Consider the following 21,164-nt stretch of genomic DNA (forward strand, 5'->3'; position numbering starts at 1 on the left):
AACACCCCTACATGAAGCATATATGGAGCGCACTCTCTTGGGTAGAGAAAATCATTTTCATAATCAATGGAGGGATAGGCGTAATATTACTTTTCGCCTATCTACTCCCCTTTATACCTCCTCGCTACTTTGAGTATGCCTCCTTGAGTGTTTTCACTCCGATACTAATGCTTCTGAACATTGTTTTTATAGGTATATGGATCGCCCGAGGTAAGTGGATTTTCCTCTTCTCGGGCATCCTCTTTTGTATAGGACTTCCCTTTATACACCGTTTTGTACAGTTGCCTAAAAACAATGTCACTTCCCCTGAACAACTCAGTGTAATGAGCTTCAATGTACGACTGTTCAACCACTACAAATGGAGTTCTGATACGCTGCTAAGGGAAAAAATCCTTACCTTTGTCAAAGAAGAACATCCCAAGATCCTTGCTTTACAAGAATTTTACTACAAAGAAAAAGAGAGTTTCCCTTTTTACAAATATAAGAAATTCATCTACAAACACAAAAAAGATAAGATAGGACAAGCCATTCTCAGTGACTATCCTATTATAAACAGTGGCTCTTTGGACTTCCCCCATACTGGAAACAATGGAGTCTATGCTGATATTGTAGTCAATGGAGATACCCTAAGACTATATAGTCTTCACTTTGAATCTTTTCACATAGAAGACACCGACATATCCCAAGAGAACTCCAAGCGAATTTTCCTAAAGCTACCTCGCAGGTTTGCCATTCAGCAAGCACAGGTAGAGCTTTTCAATGCCCATGCCGACAGCTGCCCCTACCCTATTGTGGTATGTGGAGACTTTAACAACACTGCTTTTTCCTACCTCTACCAGAAGTTCCAAGATAGGGGCTTAGTGGATAGCTTTGAGGAAGCAGGTAGCGGATTCGGGCGCACCTATGACTTCCCTTATTTTCCTTTCCGTATCGACTATATACTGGCTGATCCTTACTTTAAGATTACCTCCCACAAGGTATATACAGGAAGAGATTATTCCGATCACTTCCCTATCAGGGCCACCCTTAAAAAGAGGCAGTGAACTGTGAACAGAAAGCAGGGAACAGCCTTCTGTAAATAGGAGATGGCTCTTAGTAGTCGTAGAATGAAGACTCTTTACTTTTCACTCTTCACTACATACCCAAACTCATTTGCTTGGCTACACTTTTTAGGGATGGCCCACGAATGAAAATTAACAATTAGCCCTTGACAATTAACAATTAAAATTCGTACTTTTGTGCCTTATAAAAATAATTCACATGGACTGGAATCCCAATCAGGTACTATTTGACCTGCATTTCATACAGATACGCTACTATAGTCTGATGTTTGTAATAGCCTTTTCCTTAGGCTTTTACATCATGAAAAAGATTTTTATAGCTGAACATAAATCCTTGGATAAGCTTGATGCTTTAGTCATTTATGTAGCCATTGCGACCCTCTTAGGAGCTCGCTTAGGACATGTTTTTTTCTATGATTGGGACTATTTTAAGGAACATCCATTAGAAATCATCCTTCCTTTCCGCTTCTCTCCCTCCTTCGAGATTACAGGTTTTTCAGGCTTGGCCAGTCATGGTGCTGCGGTAGGGATTATCCTTGCAATGGTCCTATACATTCGTAAATATCCTGAGTTCAAACTATCTTGGATACTTGACCGCATTGTCATACCTATCACCATAGGAGGTATGTTTGTTCGTTTTGGCAACTTTATGAACTCTGAAATTGTAGGAAAAGTGGTGGATAAGAGCTTTCCTTTAGGTGTAAAATTTCTACAATCAGGAGACTTTCCTATTAACCAAGCCATGCAGCTCACAGGAGAGAATACCCCACAGAAAGCCTTTGCTATGATAGCCCACAACCCTCAGTTTGTCGAGATCTATAACCAGATACCCTACCGTCATCCTGTACAGTTATATGAGGCTATCTGCTACTTCTTCCTTTTTTGGCTACTTTACTATCTCTACTGGAAAACCAACAAGAAAAACCAACCTTACTTTATCTTTGGAGTATTCCTCATTGCGCTTTGGACAATACGTTTCTTTACAGAATATGTCAAGGACAGCCAAGGAGGTATAGAAAATACCTTAGGCATCTTCTCCACAGGACAGTGGCTGAGTATCCCCTTTATCCTCGCTGGAGTATTCTTGCTGTTTTTTAAGAAAAGAAATGTGTAACCTACTCGTCACAAATGCTAAAGAAGCTATTCTATAACGAACGTTTTGCAGCTATCCTTTGGGCGGGATTGGCGCTGGCTACTATCCTCCAAAATGTAGTGATTCGGGGTAAGTACAACAATTACCTTATCTTCGAGGGTGTTTTTAATCACACCCTCAAGCAGCTTCCCCTCTTTATTCCCTATCCAGAAGAATATGGGGATATGAATCATTATGGGGTATTCTTTAGTGCAATTATAGCCCCTTTTGCTCTTTTGCCCTCCTCTTTGGGTTGTGCTTTATGGATATTGGTCAATGTAGCCTTCCTTTATTGGGCTATTCGTCAATTGCCTCTGTCCAAGGGAGCTATTATAGGAATATTACTGATAGCTGCCCATGATATGTATACAGCAGCGGCTATGCAACAGTTCAACATCAGTGTCATCGCCCTTTTGGTAGTGGCTTTCGTTTTTGTAGAAAAAGGGGAAAGTCACTGGGCAACCCTTTTTATTGTGATAGGTGCCTTGACCAAACTCTATGGAATTGTCGGTTTGGCCTTCTTTTTCTTTGCCAAGGACAAAGGACGCTTTGTATGGTCAGGTCTATTATGGGCTGCCTTGCTCTTTTGCTTGCCTATGCTATATTCCTCCCCTGAATATGTGCTTTCCCAATATCATGATTGGTACATTTCCCTTTCCCAGAAGAATGGAGAAAATATGGACGCTTCACATTATAACTTACAAAACCTCTCCTTTTTAGGGTTTTTACAACGTACAAGACTATTCAACAACAACCTAATTGTAATTGCCATAGCCTTAGTCCTTTTTGCTCTTCCCTATCTGCGTATAGGACAATACAAACACTTACGCTTTAGGCTCATGTTCTTAGCCTCAGTGAGTATGTTCTTATGTCTGTTCAGTACAGGAACTGAAAATAGCACCTATATCATAGCTTATGTAGGTATTGGCATTTGGTTTATGGCTTCTCCCAACGAAAATAAAGCCCTAAAAATCACGCTGTTAATTTTAGCTTTCTTGGCCTCACTTTCCCCTACAGACCTATTCAAGCCGCTGAAGGAACCCTATATTATCCGCTATTCCCTTAGGGCTGTCCCAGTAGTCCTGATATGGCTGACCCTTATTGGGGAAATGTGTCGCTTGGATTATGGAAAACAAGAGACTAACCTTAAAGAAATTGCCTCATGAAAAAGATAGATATCGTCGTACCCTGCTATAATGAGAGTGAGAATATCCGTCCACTATATGAGGCCATTAAGGAAGTTTTCGCTAAAGAGCTACCTGAATATGACTTCAATTTATTATTGGTAAATGATGGTAGTGTGGATAGCTCCCTTCTTACACTTGAACAATTGGCCAAGGAAGACGAGCGAGTAAAATACCTTTCTTTCTCTCGTAATTTCGGTCACCAATTAGCTGTGAAAGCAGGCTTAGATCATGCCTTTTCCCCAGCGGTCATCTCCATGGATGCCGACCTACAACACCCACCAGCTCTAATCCCTACACTCATTCATAAATGGGAAGAAGGGGCTCAAGTAGTAGCTACCCTCCGCACCTATCCTCCAGAAATTTCTAAGAAAAAACGCAAGAGTTCCCAACAGTTCTACAAGCTGCTCAACCTACTTTCTGATATTGAAATCAAAGAAGGTTCGGCCGACTTTAGACTACTGGATCAGGCAGTAGTAGAGGTCATTCGCCAGATGAAAGAGAATGAACCCTTTCTACGCGGTATGGTACCTTGGGTAGGTTTCAACCAAGTATATGTACCCTATACCGCTCAAGCACGCCATTCGGGAGAGACCAAATATACGATCAAAAAAATGTTCCAACTTGCTCTAAGTGGAGTTACCTCTTTCAGTGTAAAACCTCTCTACTTTGCAGTATTCTTAGGCTTTTTCTTTTCCTTGCTCTCGGTACTGTACATCCCTTATGTGATCTACTCCTTCCTCAATGGCTCGGAAATATCAGGATGGGCTTCCCTTATCATGACTATTGTCTTTTTTGGAGGTTTACAGTTGATTATCTTAGGCATCATCGGGGTATATATCGGAAAAATATTCACCCAAACCAAGGAAAGACCTGCCTATATCATTCAGGAAGCTCATTTGTAACCTTTTGAAAAACAAGCTAACCTATGATTTATTTAAGTTTTGACATAGAAGAGTTCGATATGCCTAAGGAATACGGCTTTGATATTCCTTTTGAGCGACAGATGTCCATCTCTCGAGAGGGGCTTACTGCTATTTTGGACTTACTCCAAAAGCACGAGGCCAAGGCTACCTTTTTCTCTACTGTCGTTTTTGCTCAAAATGCCTCTGACCTTATCCAGCGGCTTTTGAGCGAAGGCCACGAATTGGCTTCACATACCTATTACCACTCCGACTTTGCCATAGAGCACCTGCGTTCTTCTAAGGAGGCCTTGGAATCTCAGTTTGGCGTAAGCATTGAGGGACTCCGTATGCCACGTATGCTGGAGGTCTCTGCCACTGATGTCAAGGAAGCAGGCTATCTATACAATTCGTCTATTAACCCCACCTTCCTCCCAGGAAGATATAATAAGTTACATGTCCCCAGATACATGTTTCGTGAAGAAGATCTCTGGCAGATACCTGCAGGAGTAAGTCCTTGGCGTATTCCCCTCTTTTGGCTCTCTTTCCATAACTTCCCCTTGTGGTACTATAAGCACCTTTTGAGCCGTACTGTAGGGAGTTTAGGCTATGCCGCCCTTTACTTCCACCCATGGGAGTTTACCGACCTACACCAAAAAGAGTTCAACTTTCCCTTCTACGTGATGCGCAACACAGGAGATGCTATGATCGCACGTTTTGATAAACTACTTAGCTTTGCTAAAAAGAAAAATTGGAAAGTAGAGAGATATAAAAAATTAATAGAGAAAACTGATGATTAAACTAAAAACATACCTCTTTGAAATCCTACTTTTATGCTTTACAATAGGTATTCCTTACACCTTAGATGCCTCTGAGACTGTAGGAGGAATGATTGCCTCTTTCTTGATTCTTATCGTACTAAGATATATAAATTATTGGTTATTTGCTATCTTTTTTTCTTTTATAGCCCTTACTTGTGCCCTTTTACTTCCTGCAACTATTTGGTTTGGTTACCCCACTATTACCATGATTAGTGCCTTTCTTGAAACAAATTTTCAAGAAGCCAAGGAATTCACCCAATCACTACCTCTCTATGCCTATATGCTTTCAATAGCTGTATTATTTTTTGCAGGATATATACTTTATTTAGGGAAAAAGAAAAGGTATATCTATAACAAAAAATCTATCCTCATTAATACACTAATAGCTGTAGTAGCTATTGTACTAACTATCGAGCGCCCTATTAGAAAAATGAACGAAAAACAAGGATTCGAGTTTCGGCATTCACATACACTTATCTTTTCTTTTTACGATTCTCTTTACAAGGATATTACAGCCTATTATGAGCTTCATAAAAATATTGGAATAAATGTAGATCTCCCTCCTTCTTGGAAAATAAATGCTGTTACCCCTCGTTATCAAGACTATGTATTAGTCATAGGAGAAAGTGTACGCCGTGATTATATGTCTCTCTATGGATTCCCTGTGGAAAATTCAAAATTCCTAAAAACGGTAAAAGGCACTGTCTTAGAGGGATTTACCGCTGCAGGTGCTAATACTACGGCCTCTCTACTACGAACCTTTATCCAAATGAAAGGTACTGATTTTATATATGAAAATAATATCATCAGTTTAGCCAAACAGGCTGGTTTTGAAACCTTTTGGCTTTCTAATCAAGGCCTTGTTAGTGAATGGGATACTCCTATAGCTAAATTAGCTTCTTTGGCTGACCATAGAAAATTTATGAAATTAGGTCATTATGAATCAAAACCTATATATGATAGTGCCTTATTACCTATTTTCAAAGAATATTTAGCTCTTCCTGCTACTCATAATCGATTATTCGTACTCCACCTAATAGGCTCCCACCCTCTTTTCGAAAATAGATTGGAAACTCCTCTCCATTACGACTATTACAATGCTAATCTATCCTCCTATATACAAAGTATTGAACAAACAGATATATTCTTAGAACAAATCTATAAGACTCTACAAGAACAGGCACATTCCTTTTCTCTTATCTATTTCTCTGATCATGGTTTAGAAACAAAGGATAGAAATTCCCCTAATGTTTCTTTCGCTCATGGTGTTTCTAAAGCTAACTTTTGTGTTCCTTTTGTAAGGATCAATAGTGATGATTCTCTGCACAACGAAGTACATATCAGCAAGTCTGGTTATCATTTTATCGATGGTTTTGCCCAATGGCTCGGCATCAAAGAAAAAGGGTTAGATAAAACCTATAATTTCTTTTCTCCTCCTATGGATTCTTTAAAAGTATTTACAGGTGAATATCTCCCTTTTAACTCTTTACCAGAGGATACAGTCATACTTAACAACAAAAAATAAATTAATCACTAAGCAATTATGAATATTATCTCCAAAAACATCAACAAATATTGGCTTTCAGCACTTCCTTTAATTATCATCTTAGCTACCTTTCTATTAGCCTATTGGCAACCTTTGCTATGGGAAAAAGATGGATTTAAAATGATTTTCTTTAAAGTAGGTTTTTATTTTTGTGGCATAATCTCTGCCTTATGGATGTTTCAGCACCATACACTTCTTTTCAGAAAAGGAGAATATCTACGTTCTCTTATTATATGTGTAGGAGCAACAACCGTTTTCCTATGGACATACAAACATAAGATTACTTTCCGTATGGATATCTTATTATTATTACTTTGTTTCATTTATGGTATAATCCATAGAAAATGGATAAAACCAGATGGGACCATCATAAGTTTTTTTCTATTAGCTATTTTTCGTTTTTTAGCTGTTTTTTGGAATAAAGATCAAACTTTCGCATGGGAAAACATGAATGAAGACATGTTGTATCTTTTATTAATACTACCTATAATATGTCTTGGATTTAGAACAAGAGAACAAGAAAGCTTTGCTTTTATAACTCTTTGTTTCAAGATTTTTTTATTTTTGCTCACATTAAATATTACAGCCTATATCCTCATAAGTAAAAATTGGAATATTCCTTTTTTTAGCTTTTTCACTCTAAACAAAGGATATATGTCTTATTATGAAGTACTAAAATGGTCTGCCTTTCACCATCCTAGTTTTATAGCTTGGGTAATATTACTTATATGGGGATTAGGAGCTTTTGTTTGGAAAAAAAATAAAAAGCTTATTTCCTCTATGGAATTCTTTTTATATGGAGTTCTTTTATTATGCTTTGCCTTTATTGTGCAAGCTCGCGTAGTTATTGTAGCATTTCCTTTAACTATTCTTCTATTAATATGGTTTTCTATTGCTAATAAATGGGGATACCATAAAAGAATTTTTATAGAAATGGGAATACTACTGATAGGCTTACTAAGTATTTTCTTTTTAGTAAAGAAAACAACGTATTTTTCTGATCCAATAAGGGAACAACTATTAAATAAGGCCTTTGATAATATACATAAACACCCTATATTAGGTAGTGGCTATGGTGCACAAAAAATAATAGCAAAAGAAATGGGGTATTATCACATCCATAATGATTTTTTAGCCTTTATTATTGATTTTGGAATAATAGGTTTTTTATTATTTCTCTTCTGGATTATCTCTACTTATTATAAATCAATTAGTACAAAAGATAATAGGATTATATACACTCTTGTTATATTTCTTCTATTAATGAATACGGATGTCCTACTTAATTTTCATCAAGGAATTTACATATTATTCCCTTTTCTTATTTTTATTATTTTTAAGGATAACAAATCAAGTATTACATAATATTTGATTCCATATTTTTACTATACTCTCTTCTTCTTTTTCAATAGAATAGTTTGACAGAATAAACTGTGATGCTCTTTTGCCTTTTTCTAAAAAGGCAAAAGAGTCTTTTTCATAGAGAACAATCTTTTCTTCTATTTCTTTTACATATTCTATAATATTCCCTGCCTCTATAATAGTACTGAATTCAGGCTTAAAATACTCTTTTCCTCCTTGCCCATGATACCCTATTACATAACATCCGCAGGCCAAAGCCTCTGCAGCAGGTAGACCAAAGCCTTCATTCCGATTAAAACTTAGAAAAAATATACTTTTTTTCATTATCTCACTTACTTCCTTTTCTGTTTTATTGTCTATTGATACAAAATCCCAATTTTGCACCCTACCCCTTTGCTTCAGAATATGAATTACTTGAATTATATCTTCTTCCATTTTTCTAGGCATAAAACATATTTGTTTGCTTTTTTCAGCTGAATAATTAAAAATAGTATTATCTATTCCTAAAATCATTCTATATATATTTAACCCTTTAAAAGTATAACTCAAATATGAAAAAGCATCTTCTGAAGCTACAATAGTTGCTAGTGTTTTTCTATCATTATAGGGTGTTATTGGATAATCCTTATCGATAGAAAAACCACTGAATGTCATATAACATCCTTGGTTAAAAATTACTTTAGGAGTGTCCGGAAAAACATCTTTTATATATATCCCATAAATTTCAGGAAATACTAAAATAACAGTATCATCTATTTTCTCACTTTTTCTCTGTAAATAGTAAAGTTTTAATTTCCTTTTTATATTTATTTTTTTACCCCCAAAAAAATATCGCAATCTTTTGAATAGATATGAGCTATATTTAATCGGTATATTGTAAGAAGTAAGCCATATATTACTCTGCTTTTTTTTCTCTAATAACACATAGGCAGAAATACCATTTCTATTTAAAATTTCTACTTGTTTATATATTTGTTTCACTCCTCCTGTTATATGTGTAGTATTAGGGCATACAAAATATATCTTTTTCATACATAAAATTTAATAGTGTTTTTCACTTACACAAACAATCATATATCCAAGAACTGAAAGAATACTTTTCTACCAATTCAGGAGGTAATTTTTGATAATCTGAATGCAAAAAAGTTTCTAAGTTCTCTAAATTATCTTTATGTAGAATAAAAATATTATTAGGGTTGTAAAAATCATATTCCTTTACTGAAAAATTGTCTGTAATAATCTTTTTCTCATACTTTAGAGCCTCAAAGAAACGGAAAGAAAGGCCATTGTGTCCCAACTTGAAGTCCAAAAGAATTTTAGACCTCTGTACTTTCTTTAAGTAATCTATAAAATTTATTTTCTCAGAAGTAATTTTTATATTTTTATTCGATAAAAAAGGTCTCTTATCCTTATAAACTAATTCAATATCTGTAGGAATATTATATTTATCTAATAATTTTTCTACAAATATAACATTTTTTATTCTATCTTCAAAATAACTTCCTACATAAAGAGCCTTTTTCTCTATGTTGTCTACTGTGGTTATATTCTCTATATTCTCAAAAAAGAAATTATGACTTAATTTTATATTAGGGTATATTTCTTTATATTTCTGGTAATCTTTAGGATCAAAAACATAAAATGTATCAAACTGACCAATATTATCAAAAACCTCCATATCAGGATATTGCTCTAATCCATTCCAATGATAAGCAATATTTTTCTTTCCTATACGCAAAAGTTTCCCTATCTGATTATCAGTGACAAGATCTGGTTGCACAAAAAGCATATAGTCAATACTTTTAGATTCAATATTGGTTGTCTTATCAAGAAAATATTCAATATTAAATTGTTTTATCAGTTTATTCTTATACTGTTTGTCACCTAAAAATAGTTTTCTAAAGAAATTAATCACTCTATCCTTCGATCTTTTATAGTAGAATACAGGAGGAACTATTAGGATTAGCTCCATCCCCAATGCCTTAATATCTGCTGCGAACAGCTCATATATATTAAAATAATTTGGCATACACAGAAGGATAGTTTTCCCTTTTAGTTTGGAAATATCTTTATATTTATTTGTGTTGTCCATATACTTTGCTAAAGTTATATTTGTACCCAGTAAGGAGGATATGGTGATTTTTCAGGCATCGGTATTTTCCAAGGTTCCTTGGGAACGATAATATTTGCTCGCTCTTTATATTTGGAAAGATAAGCTCCCCACCAAGAGAAGGTACTATTTCCAATCACATAGTTCTTAAATTGGGTAAGTAAGTATAAATCTTGGAGTACTGTATTTCCTTTAACTAAAACTACTTCATATTGTTTGGACAGAGTTGTAATAATATCTTCTATTCCTTCAAAATCATCAGAAAGAATATACACCTTTTCCAGATTAATTCCTTGAGAGAGCTTAGCCAATCCCTCCAAATAATGAGGGGTTTCAATAATATGAAATAGAGCCCTGTTTTTTTCCTTTAGAAAATCTCCTCTGCGAATATGGAGTACTACATCATTTTCAGTGATGGAAAATTGTCTTGTATTTCCAGCTAATTCTTCTATAATTTTGTAAAGTCTCTCTATAAATTCGGGGGTTTGATAAAGATAAGACTGATACCACCCCATATGAAGATATATCTTAGATTCATATTGAGTCGCTGGCTCTTGGAAAACAGCAAATTGTCCTTCTTTTTCTACTTGTAATGCTATATAATTTTTAAAAAAAGATTTTTTAGCCATCTTTTTAGCCATTGAAAAAAAGAAATAGCTTAACCCACTGATAGGAAAACCTAATTTTTCAGTAATTTGAGAATAAACATTGCGCTTTTTCTTGTCCTTTGTATCCTTTTTCTGACGATCTGCACTATACATACATAAAGGCCCTACTCCTTTTTCTTTTAAATAAAAAGCATAAGCCAATATGTAAAGTTGATTCCCCAGTCCACCTTGCTGGTATATATAATGTTTTTGTTTCATCTCTTTTTAAATTGTATATAAGTATTATATAAAAAAGGAAGTTTTAAAAAAGAGAAAATCTTCCATCTGTATTTGAAAGGGATTTTTTTGTATTCATTTGAATAAAAGGAAGTTAATCTTTCTTTCATCGCTTGTTCTATAGATTTTTCTACCTCTTTAGAGAAAAGGTAAAAACGTTTAATAGCGAAAAGACTTTGCTTGGCTGTCTTTTCAACAATTCTATTCCAATTAGGAAATTTTTCTTTGTATTGGCAAGCAAAATCATACATTTCCATCACTCCCAAAAAGAAATGAAAAAATTTCTCTCCACCTTTTTTATTAGAAAGACTATTAGGGTACTGAATATAATTGTATAAACAGTTATTAATCATCACCACTTTTGTTGCCTTATCAAAAAGAAAAAACATAGATGCATAGTCTTCAAATATTCTTCCCATTGGAAAAGAAAAATTCTCTAATAATTCCTTTTTGAATAGTTTCCCCCAAGCATAACTTTTTAGTTGTCCATCTTCCAATAGTAAAGCTAAAGCCTCTATATGAGAGAATAGTTGTATTTTCTTATCTTTCTCTTGTGGAATTTCTTTTCCTTTAGTATCTATAAGTGTATACTGACAGACACTTATATCAGCATTGTTATCTATTAGTGCTTTATAAAGTTCCTCACAATAGGTTGGGGTTACATAATCATCACTATCTACAAAACATACAAAATCCCCTTCAAAATGTTTCAGACCTAAATTCCTAGCTCCTGAAAGTCCTTTATTTTCTTGATAAAAAACCTTTATTTGTGGATATTGCTCATACTGAGAAAGAATCTCTGCTGTTCTATCTTGACTCCCATCATTAACCACTAATATCTCTATTGGAGCATAGGTTTGATCCAATAAAGAATCTAGACAACGTGCCAAATAAGTCTCTCCATTATACACAGGAACAATAATAGATATAAGTGGATTATTCATAGATTTTTACTTGCTCAATTAAATTATTTATCTGTTCCATTCCATTTGTACAACGGATATTTTTATTTTTCTTCAGCTCTTCTACCATCCGCAAGTGAGCCTCTGTAGGCTGCTTGGGATAGGTATTATGCTCCAAATGGAATTGTATAGCACCGAACTTTAATTTTCTTTGTTTGCAACCAAAATGAACCAATCGTTGAGCAAACTCCCAATCTTCAGGCCCCCAACCTTGAATATCCATATTATAACCATTGATGGCAAGAGCATCTGCTTTCCAATAAGCCATATTTCCACCTCCTACTCCATCTCCTGTTGCTTTTTCTTTAGGAGAAAACAACTGATTATAGAGAGGTATTCTAATACCGTGTTCTCGCATGGTTGTCCCCTGAAGAAAAATAGAAACCTTGAGACTCTTTTCCTTAAGTAACCTATCTGTTTCCTTCTGGCTAAGACATACTCGACGTCCTTTAGCTATACACTTTTCCTTAGCAAAATTAATATGATCTGCTATGAAATGTCTACCCAGTATTAAATCTCCATCTACTTGAATAATATAATTTCCTTTAGCCACCAAAAAAGCTCGATTGAGAATCACTGTTCTACGAAATCCCTTATCTTCATGCCAAATATGTATCACAGGAATAGGAAATTTTGTTCGATAAGTATCTATCAGTTCTTTTGTATCGGCAGTTGATCCATCATCAGCAATCAAGACTTCATCAGGTAAATGTGTCTGTCTCAGTACGCTCATCAGGCATAGTTCTAAAGCATCTGGTCGGTTATAGGTAGTAATGAGTAAAGTTGTTTTCATCGGTGTAATTGCTGATATTCATATATTTTTGCCAAACAAGAGAATTTGTATTGAGCTTTGAGTACAGCAAAGATAAATCCTCTCTTGCCATCTAAGCAACCCTTCTTGATAAAATAGTACTTTATAAACCAGAAGAAAGGAGAAAAGAGCAGTTTGCCCCAACCTATGCGCTTGCCTTTGCGGCGTTCCACCTCTTGAGTACTATAATTATTATTCTTACTGAGAATGGTTGTTACAGAATCATTAGCCAAGTGCTCTGAAGCTAAGTCTGTTCTATGGCGTGGTATCTTGATAACCTGCCCTTGTACCTTTACTGTTGAGTGAATTTCTTTAGGCCAATCGGCTCCTTCTTTCTTAAAAAAACGCAACTTGAAATCAGGATAAGCCGAACGCATATACTGATCTATAAAATAATTTTTAAAAGGAATATACACCCCTCCTATGGTAGGATTTTCTGTAATTTGGTAAAGGTATTCTCGGAGCTTGGTAGGAATGGTCTCATCAGCATCTATTACCAATACCCATGGATATTGTGCCTGAGCAATAGCAAAATTCCTTGCAGGCTCTACATAGGGATAACGCTCACAATAGACAATTTTGCACCCATATTGTTCTGCTATAGCAATGGTTCGATCACTGCTGCGCATATCACAAATAACAACTTCATCAAAATCCTTCACTGTTTCTAAAACAGTAGCCAAATGTTTTTCTGCATTGTAGGTATTGATAATAACAGATATTTTCATAGAAAAGAGCCCTTGCATGATTTCTAAAGTGCAAATTTACTACTTTTTATTAAACGAACAAATTTATTTTTATGAAATTTTACACCGGCTGTCGCTTGTCCATCTCATGAAAAAAACTTATCTTTGCCCCGAGATACACAAACTCAAGATACAACATGAAAAAAGCTTATATCTTCCCTGGACAAGGTTCCCAGTTTGTGGGAATGGGAAAGGACTTATATGAGAGCAGTCCCCTTGCCAAATCACTCTTTGATGAAGCTAACCATATCTTAGGTTTTGCTATCACTGACATCATGTTTGCTGGTGATGAAGAGGCACTTAAGCAAACGCGTGTTACCCAGCCAGCTATCTTCCTCCACTCTGTGATCCAGCGACAAGTCTTGGGTGAAGCCTTCACCCCTGATATGGTTGCAGGACACTCCTTGGGAGAATTCTCTGCCTTAGTAGCCAGTGGAGTACTAACCTTCGAACAGGGTCTGCGCTTGGTGGCCAAGCGTGCCGAGGCCATGCAAAAGGCCTGCGAACTAGAACGTGGTACTATGGCCGCTATCTTAGGCCTAGACGATGCTGTGGTTGAACAGGTATGCAAGGATACCGAGGGGGTAGTAACTCCAGCCAACTATAACTGCCCAGGGCAACTGGTTATCTCTGGTGCCTATGAGGCGGTAGAGCAAGCCTGCGAAACACTCAAGGCCGCAGGAGCCAAGCGTGCACTGATCCTCCCCGTTGGGGGCGCTTTCCACTCAGCATTGATGAAACCTGCTGAGGAGGAACTGGCCAAGGCTATCGGAGAAATCACTTTTCAAAAACCGCTTTGTCCTATCTATCAGAATGTGACTACCACTGCCATGACCGATCCTGAGACTATCAAGAAAAATCTTATCGCTCAGCTAACTGCTCCTGTCAAATGGACACAAAGTGTACAACAGATGATTCAGGACGGCGCTACTACTTTCGTTGAACTTGCTCCTGGAAAAGTACTTCAAGGGTTAATTAAGAAAATCAACAAAGAAGTAGAGGCTATCTCAGCTTAAAAGAAAATGTAAGAAAGCTATTGTCGTTCTCGAAAATAATCGTAACTTTGCCTCGCTTTAGGTAAAGCATTTAGAATAGTTGCTCATAATATGAAGATTAGAAAAGGCTTTCATCCTGCATGAAAGTCTTTTTTAGATTAAAAACCCTTATCATATAGAAATTTCCTATGGAATTGATCCGTGAAAAATTAGTTTTACCCAATGGAGGCAAGAAGCTTCTCTTGCACTCTTGTTGTGCTCCCTGTTCTGGGGAAGTAATGGAAGCTATCAGTGCCTCAGGTATTGAGTATACCATTTTCTTCTATAATCCCAACATCCACCCTAAAAAAGAATACGAAATCCGTAAGAATGAGAATATCCGATTTGCTGAAAAACTCGGTATCCCAATTGTAGATGCAGATTATGATGTGGACAATTGGTATGAGAGAGCTAAAGGGATGGAATACGAGCCTGAGCGTGGCAAGCGTTGTACTATGTGCTTTGATATGCGTTTTGAGCGCACCGCTCTCTATGCATACGAACATGGTTTTGATACTATTACCAGTTCCTTAGGCATTTCTCGCTGGAAAAATTTTGACCAAATCAATGACAGTGGGTTACGTGCCGTTGCCCCTTACGAAGGGCTAACTTACTGGACACACAATTGGCGAAAAAAAGGAGGTTCTGCCCGTATGTTGGAAATCAGCAAGCGTGAGCACTTCTATATGCAGGAATATTGTGGCTGTGCCTATTCACTGCGTGACACAAACCAATGGCGTCTGGCCAATGGGAGAGAACGTATCCAAATAGGAGTAAAATTCTATGGAGTAGACGATAATGATAATGATAAACAATAAGAGTTATGCAACTAATTACTGATTATCAAAATGAGTTTGTCGCCTTTATGCAAGAGCACTTGAAGGAGCGAGACCCAAAAAATTTGTATGATCCTATCCATTATATCCTCAATGTAGGAGGGAAGCGCCTACGCCCCACCCTGACGATGCTCAGTGCAGATATTTTTGGAACAGATTACCACAAAGCACTCTATGCTGCCCTTGCGGTGGAGATTTTTCACAACTTCTCCTTGGTGCATGACGATATTATGGATGCAGCACCTCTTAGGCGTGGACATCCTACAGTACATACTAAGTGGAATCTCAATACAGGAATCCTCTCTGGTGATACTATGCTTATTCTTGCCTATCAGTATTTTGAGCAGTATGAGCCAAATATTTTTCAAGAATTAGCCAAAATCTTCAGCAAAACCGCTATTGAAGTATGCGAAGGACAACAGTATGATGTAGATTTCGAGCAACAAGCACAGGTCTCCACTGACCAATATCTCAAAATGATTGCTTACAAAACAGCTGTCCTTGTGGGGGCTGCACTCCAGATGGGAGCAATCATTGCTCAGACCACAGAAGAAAATAAGCAAAAAATATATGATTTTGGGCTTGCCTTGGGCATTGCTTACCAATTACAAGACGATTATTTGGATACCTTTGGCGATGCTTCCTTTGGTAAGAAAATAGGAGGAGATATCCTCCAAAACAAAAAGACACTCCTCTATCTCAAGGCTTTAGAGAAAGGTACACCAGAACAAAAACAAGAATTGCTAACACTCTATTCCACTGAACCTAAGAGTGAGGAGGAGAAAATCACTCGTGTAACTGAGCTTTTTATAGCTACTGAAAGTCATACCTTCCTTAGAGCACAAGTAGAGACTTACACGCTAAAGGCATTCGCTATCTTAGATACCCTTGATATTCCTGAGGAGAAAAAGAATATTCTAAAAGAATTCGGTGGTAGTCTTATGAATAGAACAATTTAATGGGTAATTATCAATTGTTAATGGGTAAAAATATATGAAAGTATTTGACGAACTTAGAAAAGCTGGAATTGATAGCCATGACATAGAACAATTAGAAAAATTCTATGGGGAAGAACGTTTTATCCGTGGAAGAGATGGTTTTATAGCTGTTGAAGATGAGGATTTCGAGGGAATGCAGGATTTCTTTGATGATTATACGCTCTTTAATGATTTGAAAGTAATTCTTACCGATGAAAATTCTAATTATTGGTGTGTATTTGTAGGAGGGGCTCGTAAGGGAATGGTTTGTCATCTTGACCATGAAGAACAAGACCAACAACAACCTCGCTTTAAGAGCATTAGCCGTCTGCTTGAGGTTATTGAGCAGCATGAGGAGGCTTATGACTTCGATGAACTAAGAGAACTTCCTGAAAATGTATTTGACTTTCCTTCTAAGACCTTAGAAGACTTTCAGGGAAGAAAGCAGATTATAGAACAGCTCTACCAAGAGATTGACAGCCTTGACACAGAAGATGAGAGTTATGATCAAAACCGTTCTTCACGTATCTACTCTATTATAGTCCTTTCTATTGCCTCGGAGGTAGAGACTCATATAAAACCTTTCCTTGACGATGAAGACGACTATGTAAGAGAGTTTGCCGAAACGGCTATGAAGTTCTGGAGAGGGAAAATAGTGACTTTTTAATTTTACTATTTTAGATACTTTATGGAATGGGTTACTTATCATAGGTTATTGATTATCCCTTCAGGGGTTAGGGGAATTATTTGCCTCTTTTTCCTTTTTGGTTTTTGTGTAAGAGCCCAAGAGGCAGATTCCTATGAAGAGTTTGAATCCCTCAAAGGAAAGGTTCTCTCGGTGGAAGAGAATTGCTATACCTCCTTGGAACATTACCGCAATCGTACGTATGAGACAGCATACAAAACCCTGGAGGTAGTAAAGCGCCGTATTACTTTTGATGAAAAAGGAAGAAAACAAACCTATGAGGAATATGATACGCCTACTCATTGTATAGTGAAGACCTCTTTTCTATATGATAAGTTAGATAGACCTACTGGTTATACAAAAATTTACGATACAGAAGAGCTTCCTTACAAAGAACGAGATCATTGTTGGTCTGTCATATATCAGTATGATCCAATGGACAATGACCCAAAGGCAAGAAAAACCTCTGCGCTAACCTATCAAGGGAATCTGCTTAAGGAATATCGTACTTATAGCTATGATTCTTTAGGACAACTGACAGAAGAGAAGATTTCCTCTATACAACAAAATCAAGGGAAAATATATGCTTCTACCACACATCTTACTTTTACTTATGACAAAGAAGGGAAAGTTACCTCCCTCAAGTGGGCAGCAATTCCTTCAGGCGATGTGCAATACCATGATGTTTTTGTCTATGATACTCAGGGAAAGATAAGTAAAAAAGAACATTGGTGGGACAATACTTCTTTTATAAAGTATTCGTATGAGTACAACGAGAAGGGGGATATCGCTATAGAACAGAAAAAAGAAGGGGATGTTTTAGAAACTCCCAAAGTAAAATGTAATAATTCTTATCACTATACCTATACCTATGACACCTTTGGCAACTGGACTCAAAGAATATCGACCGCCGATGATGAGGTATTCCTTGTTACTGAAAGAATTATCAAATACAAAGAACCATGAAACAGTCCCTCTTCGGAGGTAGTAAGATTTTCGAAGGGTAGGAGGAAGTGAACAAGGAATAGAAATTGTCCTTAACAACTATTCTCTTTAAAGAGAAAGAATAACTAGTATTTGCAACTAAAACCAATATTTGATGAGAAAATACCTACTTCTATTAGTATCACTTTACTCATTATTTTGCTGGGGACAAAGAAAAACCCATTTGCAAGAAATGAAACTTAATGGCGAGGTGAAATACCTAAAAGTTTATGAATACAACGATAAGGAATTGAATTTTGTAAAGGAATATTTCTTTAACCGTCAAGGAAACATTGAGAGAAATAATAATTATCAGAAAGGCCAGTTAAACAGTGAGTTCATCTATCATTATGATGATCAAGGAAGGTTTTCTTTCTATGAAATGAATTTCTATGGAGACTATGCCAAAGAAGGAAAGATTGTTTTTTCCTATAATAGAAAAAGAGATGCCATCCAAGAAGAGTATTACGAAAATGATAAACTCATACAATATACACAAAATAAGTATGACAACAAGCATCATATCATTCTTTCCACAATTTATAGAGAGGAAAAAGAACTTTCTCATACAGAATTTGTTTACAATGACATAGACCAATTGGTAGAGGTGAGTAATTTTAATAATAAAAATGAGTTACAAAGCACCCTTAAAAACTACTATGATTCCTTGGGAAATCTTTCCAAAAGTGATACTTACAATGCTAAGGGAGACAAAACTACTTCTCGAGAAATGGAATATGATGCATATAATAATGTGATCAAGGATAAGATTATTCTCGAGAGCAAGCACTCTTTAGAGTACAATTACCGATACAAATATGATTCTCACCAGAACTATATTATGAAAGAAGACTCTAATACAAAAGTAAAAAAAGGAAATTTTGAGAGTGTATATCTGAAAGAAGAACGACAGATAGAGTATTATTAAGGATTAACCTTCAGTTACTAACGACAAAACCTAACAACAAACAACTATGGATTACGTATATACAACCACAACTGACAGTATCGCTACTGTAGAATTTGCCTCCGAACAAGCCAATGCACTCTCTATGGAATTACTGCAGCGCTTGGCCAAGGAGCTGGACACCCTCTCTGCTGACAAGGAAATAAAAGTAGTTATCCTCCGCAGTAAGGGCGAAAAAGCCTTCTGTGCAGGTGCTTTTTTTGACGAACTTGTGCAGGTAGATTCCTTAGAAAGTGGGCAACGTTTCTTCAGTGGATTTGCCCATGTACTCTGTGCAATTCGTCGTTGCCAAAAACCTGTCATAGGCAGGGCTCATGGCAAGGCTGTTGGTGGAGGGGTAGGCATACTGGCTGCCTGTGATTATGTATTTGCCACAGAAGCAGCTTCTATTCGCTTACCTGAACTGAGTATTGGAATAGGCCCCTTTGTCATCGCTCCTGCTATTGAACGAAAAATGGGGGTAGGTGCCCTTGCAGAACTCTCCTTGGCCCCTGACCTGTGGAAAAATGCATATTGGGCAGAGCGTAAGGGGCTCTATGCCTGTGTTTTCGAAAATATAGCAGACATGGACAAGGAAATTGGTTATTTTTCCCAGAGGCTTGCTTCTTATCCTACGGAATCCTTAGTAGCAATCAAGCAAATTCTATGGAAGGATACCCCCTCTTGGGAGCCTCTTCTCTTTGAAAATGCAGAAATTACAGGGAGATTAGCCTTATCCCCTTATACTAAAGAAAAATTGAAACCTAAGAACAAATGATCTCACTACAACAGAACATCGCCGAGATACAAGAAAAAATAGCCAATGCCCCCGACAACAGCTATGCCATAGGGGTACTCATAGGGAGTCTTTTACCCTTTGTGGTATTAGTTATTTTAGGGTATCTCTTATATTCCTATTATAAAAATAAAAAACAGTCATAGAAAAATGTCAGTGCAAGAAACTACTTTGGAGATTCACTTGGACAATCTCCAGCACAATGTACGTCAACTCAAAAAACATCTCAAGGAAGGCACTCGCTTTTTAGCCGTAGTCAAAGCCAACTCTTACGGAAATAGCTCCGTTGCGGTAGCACAGTATTTGGAGAAAAAGGACTTAGCGGATGAATTTGCCGTGGCCTTCACCAGTGAAGGAATAGAACTTCGCAAGGCTGGAGTTACTCGTCCTATTCTTATTTTCCACCCTCAATTGGTGGATTTTGAAGACATCGTTCGTTATAACTTGGAACCTACCCTCTATTCCAAAAGGCTCATCACCCATTTTATAGACTTTGCCAAGGAAAAACAGCTAAACCAGTATCCCTTCCACCTCAAGTGTAATTCAGGAATGAATCGTTTGGGTTTTTCAGTAGAAGAAATTGATGAGGCTTGTGAGCTACTCAAGGGACATGAGGAACTCAAAGTAAGAACTGCCTTTTCTCACTTATTAGCATCCGAAGACCTTCAGGCACGCCCTTTTATGGAAAAACAGATAGCTCTCTTTAAGGCTTTCCAGAAGAAATTGGAGAACCACTTCTCACACAAGATCATCTATCACAACTGTAATACCTCTGGTATACTCAACTACCCTGAAGCACATTTCGATATGGTACGCAGCGGGATAGGAATGTATGGATTTGCCAATGACCCTCGGCTACAGAAGGATTTCAAACCCATAACAACTCTCAAGAGCATCATCTCCCAGATACATACTATCCAGAAGGGAGATTATGTAGGATACAATTTTGGATTTCAAGCACAGAAACCTATGGAAATAGCCACCATTTCAGTGGGACATGCCGATGGGCTTAACCGTATCTATGGTAAGGAGGTAGGATTTGTTTTTATCAAAGACAAAAAATGTCCTATCGTAGGAAATGTATGTATGGACATGATCATGGTGGATATTACAGGATTGGGCTGTGAGGAAGGAGAAGAAGTTGTCATTTTTGATGAGCGACACACCTCAGAGACCTTAGCTGAAACCGCAAAAACTATCTCCTATGAACTAATTACCTCCCTTTCGCGAAGGATAAAAAGAGTATTCATAGAAGATTAATCTATTTATCTTAAAAATTTCTAAGGAAACTTTCTTAAAATACTCTTTAAGAAAGTTTTCTTTTTTTCTTGTTTTTTTTAAGAAAAAAATTAGGTTAATTCCTCCTTTATTCTTAACTTTGTGGT

General features: G+C 36.7%; 22 protein-coding genes. 16 read left to right on the forward strand and 6 right to left on the reverse strand.

The features are described from left to right. Window positions 1-11: 11 nt before the first annotated feature. The 7 genes from CAPGI0001_RS11460 to CAPGI0001_RS11490 all read left to right on the forward strand — a co-directional run bounded on the left by CAPGI0001_RS11460 (window position 12) and on the right by CAPGI0001_RS11490 (window position 8,011). Complete coding sequence (locus CAPGI0001_RS11460; RefSeq protein WP_002670422.1) at window positions 12-1,043, forward strand: endonuclease/exonuclease/phosphatase family protein; 1,032 nt, start codon at window positions 12-14, stop codon at window positions 1,041-1,043. A 217-nt stretch (window positions 1,044-1,260) separates the two neighbouring features. Beyond that, window positions 1,261-2,175: a prolipoprotein diacylglyceryl transferase gene (gene lgt, locus CAPGI0001_RS11465; RefSeq protein WP_002670716.1), complete on the forward strand. Its 915-nt coding sequence runs from the start codon at window positions 1,261-1,263 to the stop codon at window positions 2,173-2,175. Window positions 2,176-2,189: 14 nt separating this feature from the next. Further along, window positions 2,190-3,359: a glycosyltransferase family 87 protein gene (locus CAPGI0001_RS11470; RefSeq protein ID WP_002670444.1), complete on the forward strand. Its 1,170-nt coding sequence runs from the start codon at window positions 2,190-2,192 to the stop codon at window positions 3,357-3,359. Beyond that, window positions 3,356-4,282 carry a glycosyltransferase family 2 protein gene (locus tag CAPGI0001_RS11475; RefSeq protein ID WP_002670552.1) on the forward strand — a complete coding sequence of 309 codons (927 nt, stop codon included), beginning with the start codon at window positions 3,356-3,358 and terminating at the stop codon, window positions 4,280-4,282. Before CAPGI0001_RS11470 ends, CAPGI0001_RS11475 begins: the two co-directional genes overlap by 4 nt. Window positions 4,283-4,305: 23 nt before the next feature. Next, window positions 4,306-5,079 (forward strand): polysaccharide deacetylase family protein, encoded by a 774-nt coding sequence (locus tag CAPGI0001_RS11480; protein WP_002670691.1) that lies wholly within the window; start codon window positions 4,306-4,308, stop codon window positions 5,077-5,079. Then, window positions 5,072-6,625: a phosphoethanolamine transferase family protein gene (locus CAPGI0001_RS11485; RefSeq protein WP_002670757.1), complete on the forward strand. Its 1,554-nt coding sequence runs from the start codon at window positions 5,072-5,074 to the stop codon at window positions 6,623-6,625. Before CAPGI0001_RS11480 ends, CAPGI0001_RS11485 begins: the two co-directional genes overlap by 8 nt. Before the next feature lie 18 nt (window positions 6,626-6,643). Beyond that, window positions 6,644-8,011, forward strand: coding sequence for an O-antigen ligase family protein (locus CAPGI0001_RS11490; RefSeq protein WP_002670766.1), 1,368 nt, complete (start codon window positions 6,644-6,646; stop codon window positions 8,009-8,011). Here the strand turns inward: CAPGI0001_RS11490 and CAPGI0001_RS11495 are convergent. Genes CAPGI0001_RS11495 through CAPGI0001_RS11520 form a run of 6 tightly spaced genes read right to left on the reverse strand, consistent with a single transcriptional unit; the run spans window position 7,997 to window position 13,503 of the window. After that, window positions 7,997-9,040: a glycosyltransferase gene (locus CAPGI0001_RS11495; protein ID WP_002670467.1), complete on the reverse strand. Its 1,044-nt coding sequence runs from the start codon at window positions 9,038-9,040 to the stop codon at window positions 7,997-7,999. The genes CAPGI0001_RS11490 and CAPGI0001_RS11495 overlap by 15 nt on opposite strands. Window positions 9,041-9,062: 22 nt before the next feature. Next, entirely contained in the window at window positions 9,063-10,100 is a 1,038-nt protein-coding gene (locus CAPGI0001_RS11500) for a WaaS/CpsH family glycosyltransferase (RefSeq protein WP_002670577.1), read from the reverse strand. Window positions 10,101-10,114: 14 nt separating this feature from the next. Then, the gene (locus CAPGI0001_RS11505; protein WP_002670361.1) at window positions 10,115-10,984 is read right to left on the reverse strand and encodes an alpha-1,2-fucosyltransferase; all 870 of its coding nucleotides are present in this window, start codon (window positions 10,982-10,984) and stop codon (window positions 10,115-10,117) included. Further along, entirely contained in the window at window positions 10,981-11,946 is a 966-nt protein-coding gene (locus CAPGI0001_RS12635; RefSeq protein WP_002670656.1) for a glycosyltransferase family 2 protein, read from the reverse strand. Before CAPGI0001_RS12635 ends, CAPGI0001_RS11505 begins: the two co-directional genes overlap by 4 nt. Next, complete coding sequence (locus CAPGI0001_RS11515) at window positions 11,939-12,757, reverse strand: glycosyltransferase family 2 protein (protein WP_002670381.1); 819 nt, start codon at window positions 12,755-12,757, stop codon at window positions 11,939-11,941. Before CAPGI0001_RS11515 ends, CAPGI0001_RS12635 begins: the two co-directional genes overlap by 8 nt. Further along, window positions 12,754-13,503 (reverse strand): glycosyltransferase family 2 protein, encoded by a 750-nt coding sequence (locus tag CAPGI0001_RS11520; RefSeq protein WP_155813485.1) that lies wholly within the window; start codon window positions 13,501-13,503, stop codon window positions 12,754-12,756. Before CAPGI0001_RS11520 ends, CAPGI0001_RS11515 begins: the two co-directional genes overlap by 4 nt. Window positions 13,504-13,658: 155 nt before the next feature. On the opposite strand from CAPGI0001_RS11520, the gene fabD reads away from it, so the two are divergent. The 9 genes from fabD to alr all read left to right on the forward strand — a co-directional run bounded on the left by fabD (window position 13,659) and on the right by alr (window position 21,039). After that, window positions 13,659-14,537: an ACP S-malonyltransferase gene (gene fabD / locus CAPGI0001_RS11525; RefSeq protein ID WP_002670761.1), complete on the forward strand. Its 879-nt coding sequence runs from the start codon at window positions 13,659-13,661 to the stop codon at window positions 14,535-14,537. A 167-nt stretch (window positions 14,538-14,704) separates the two neighbouring features. After that, on the forward strand, window positions 14,705-15,373 hold the full coding sequence (locus tag CAPGI0001_RS11530) for an epoxyqueuosine reductase QueH (protein ID WP_002670368.1): 669 nt from the start codon (window positions 14,705-14,707) through the stop codon (window positions 15,371-15,373). A 5-nt stretch (window positions 15,374-15,378) separates the two neighbouring features. Next, entirely contained in the window at window positions 15,379-16,350 is a 972-nt protein-coding gene (locus CAPGI0001_RS11535; protein ID WP_002670767.1) for a polyprenyl synthetase family protein, read from the forward strand. A 34-nt stretch (window positions 16,351-16,384) separates the two neighbouring features. After that, complete coding sequence (locus CAPGI0001_RS11540; protein WP_002670658.1) at window positions 16,385-17,035, forward strand: hypothetical protein; 651 nt, start codon at window positions 16,385-16,387, stop codon at window positions 17,033-17,035. A 21-nt stretch (window positions 17,036-17,056) separates the two neighbouring features. After that, on the forward strand, window positions 17,057-18,019 hold the full coding sequence (locus tag CAPGI0001_RS11545; protein ID WP_002670469.1) for an RHS repeat domain-containing protein: 963 nt from the start codon (window positions 17,057-17,059) through the stop codon (window positions 18,017-18,019). Window positions 18,020-18,152: 133 nt separating this feature from the next. Next, on the forward strand, window positions 18,153-18,965 hold the full coding sequence (locus tag CAPGI0001_RS11550; RefSeq protein WP_002670685.1) for a hypothetical protein: 813 nt from the start codon (window positions 18,153-18,155) through the stop codon (window positions 18,963-18,965). Window positions 18,966-19,011: 46 nt separating this feature from the next. Beyond that, the gene (locus tag CAPGI0001_RS11555) at window positions 19,012-19,761 is read left to right on the forward strand and encodes an enoyl-CoA hydratase/isomerase family protein (protein ID WP_002670693.1); all 750 of its coding nucleotides are present in this window, start codon (window positions 19,012-19,014) and stop codon (window positions 19,759-19,761) included. Further along, a complete protein-coding gene (locus tag CAPGI0001_RS13175) occupies window positions 19,758-19,925 on the forward strand; it encodes a hypothetical protein (RefSeq protein ID WP_002670606.1) in 168 nt (55 codons plus the stop codon). The genes CAPGI0001_RS11555 and CAPGI0001_RS13175 overlap by 4 nt, the downstream gene beginning before the upstream one ends. A gap of 4 nt (window positions 19,926-19,929) precedes the next feature. After that, the gene (gene alr / locus CAPGI0001_RS11560) at window positions 19,930-21,039 is read left to right on the forward strand and encodes an alanine racemase (RefSeq protein WP_040360371.1); all 1,110 of its coding nucleotides are present in this window, start codon (window positions 19,930-19,932) and stop codon (window positions 21,037-21,039) included. Window positions 21,040-21,164 lie beyond the last annotated feature (125 nt).

This window comes from Capnocytophaga gingivalis ATCC 33624, from assembly GCF_000174755.1.
GTDB lineage: Bacteria > Bacteroidota > Bacteroidia > Flavobacteriales > Flavobacteriaceae > Capnocytophaga > Capnocytophaga gingivalis.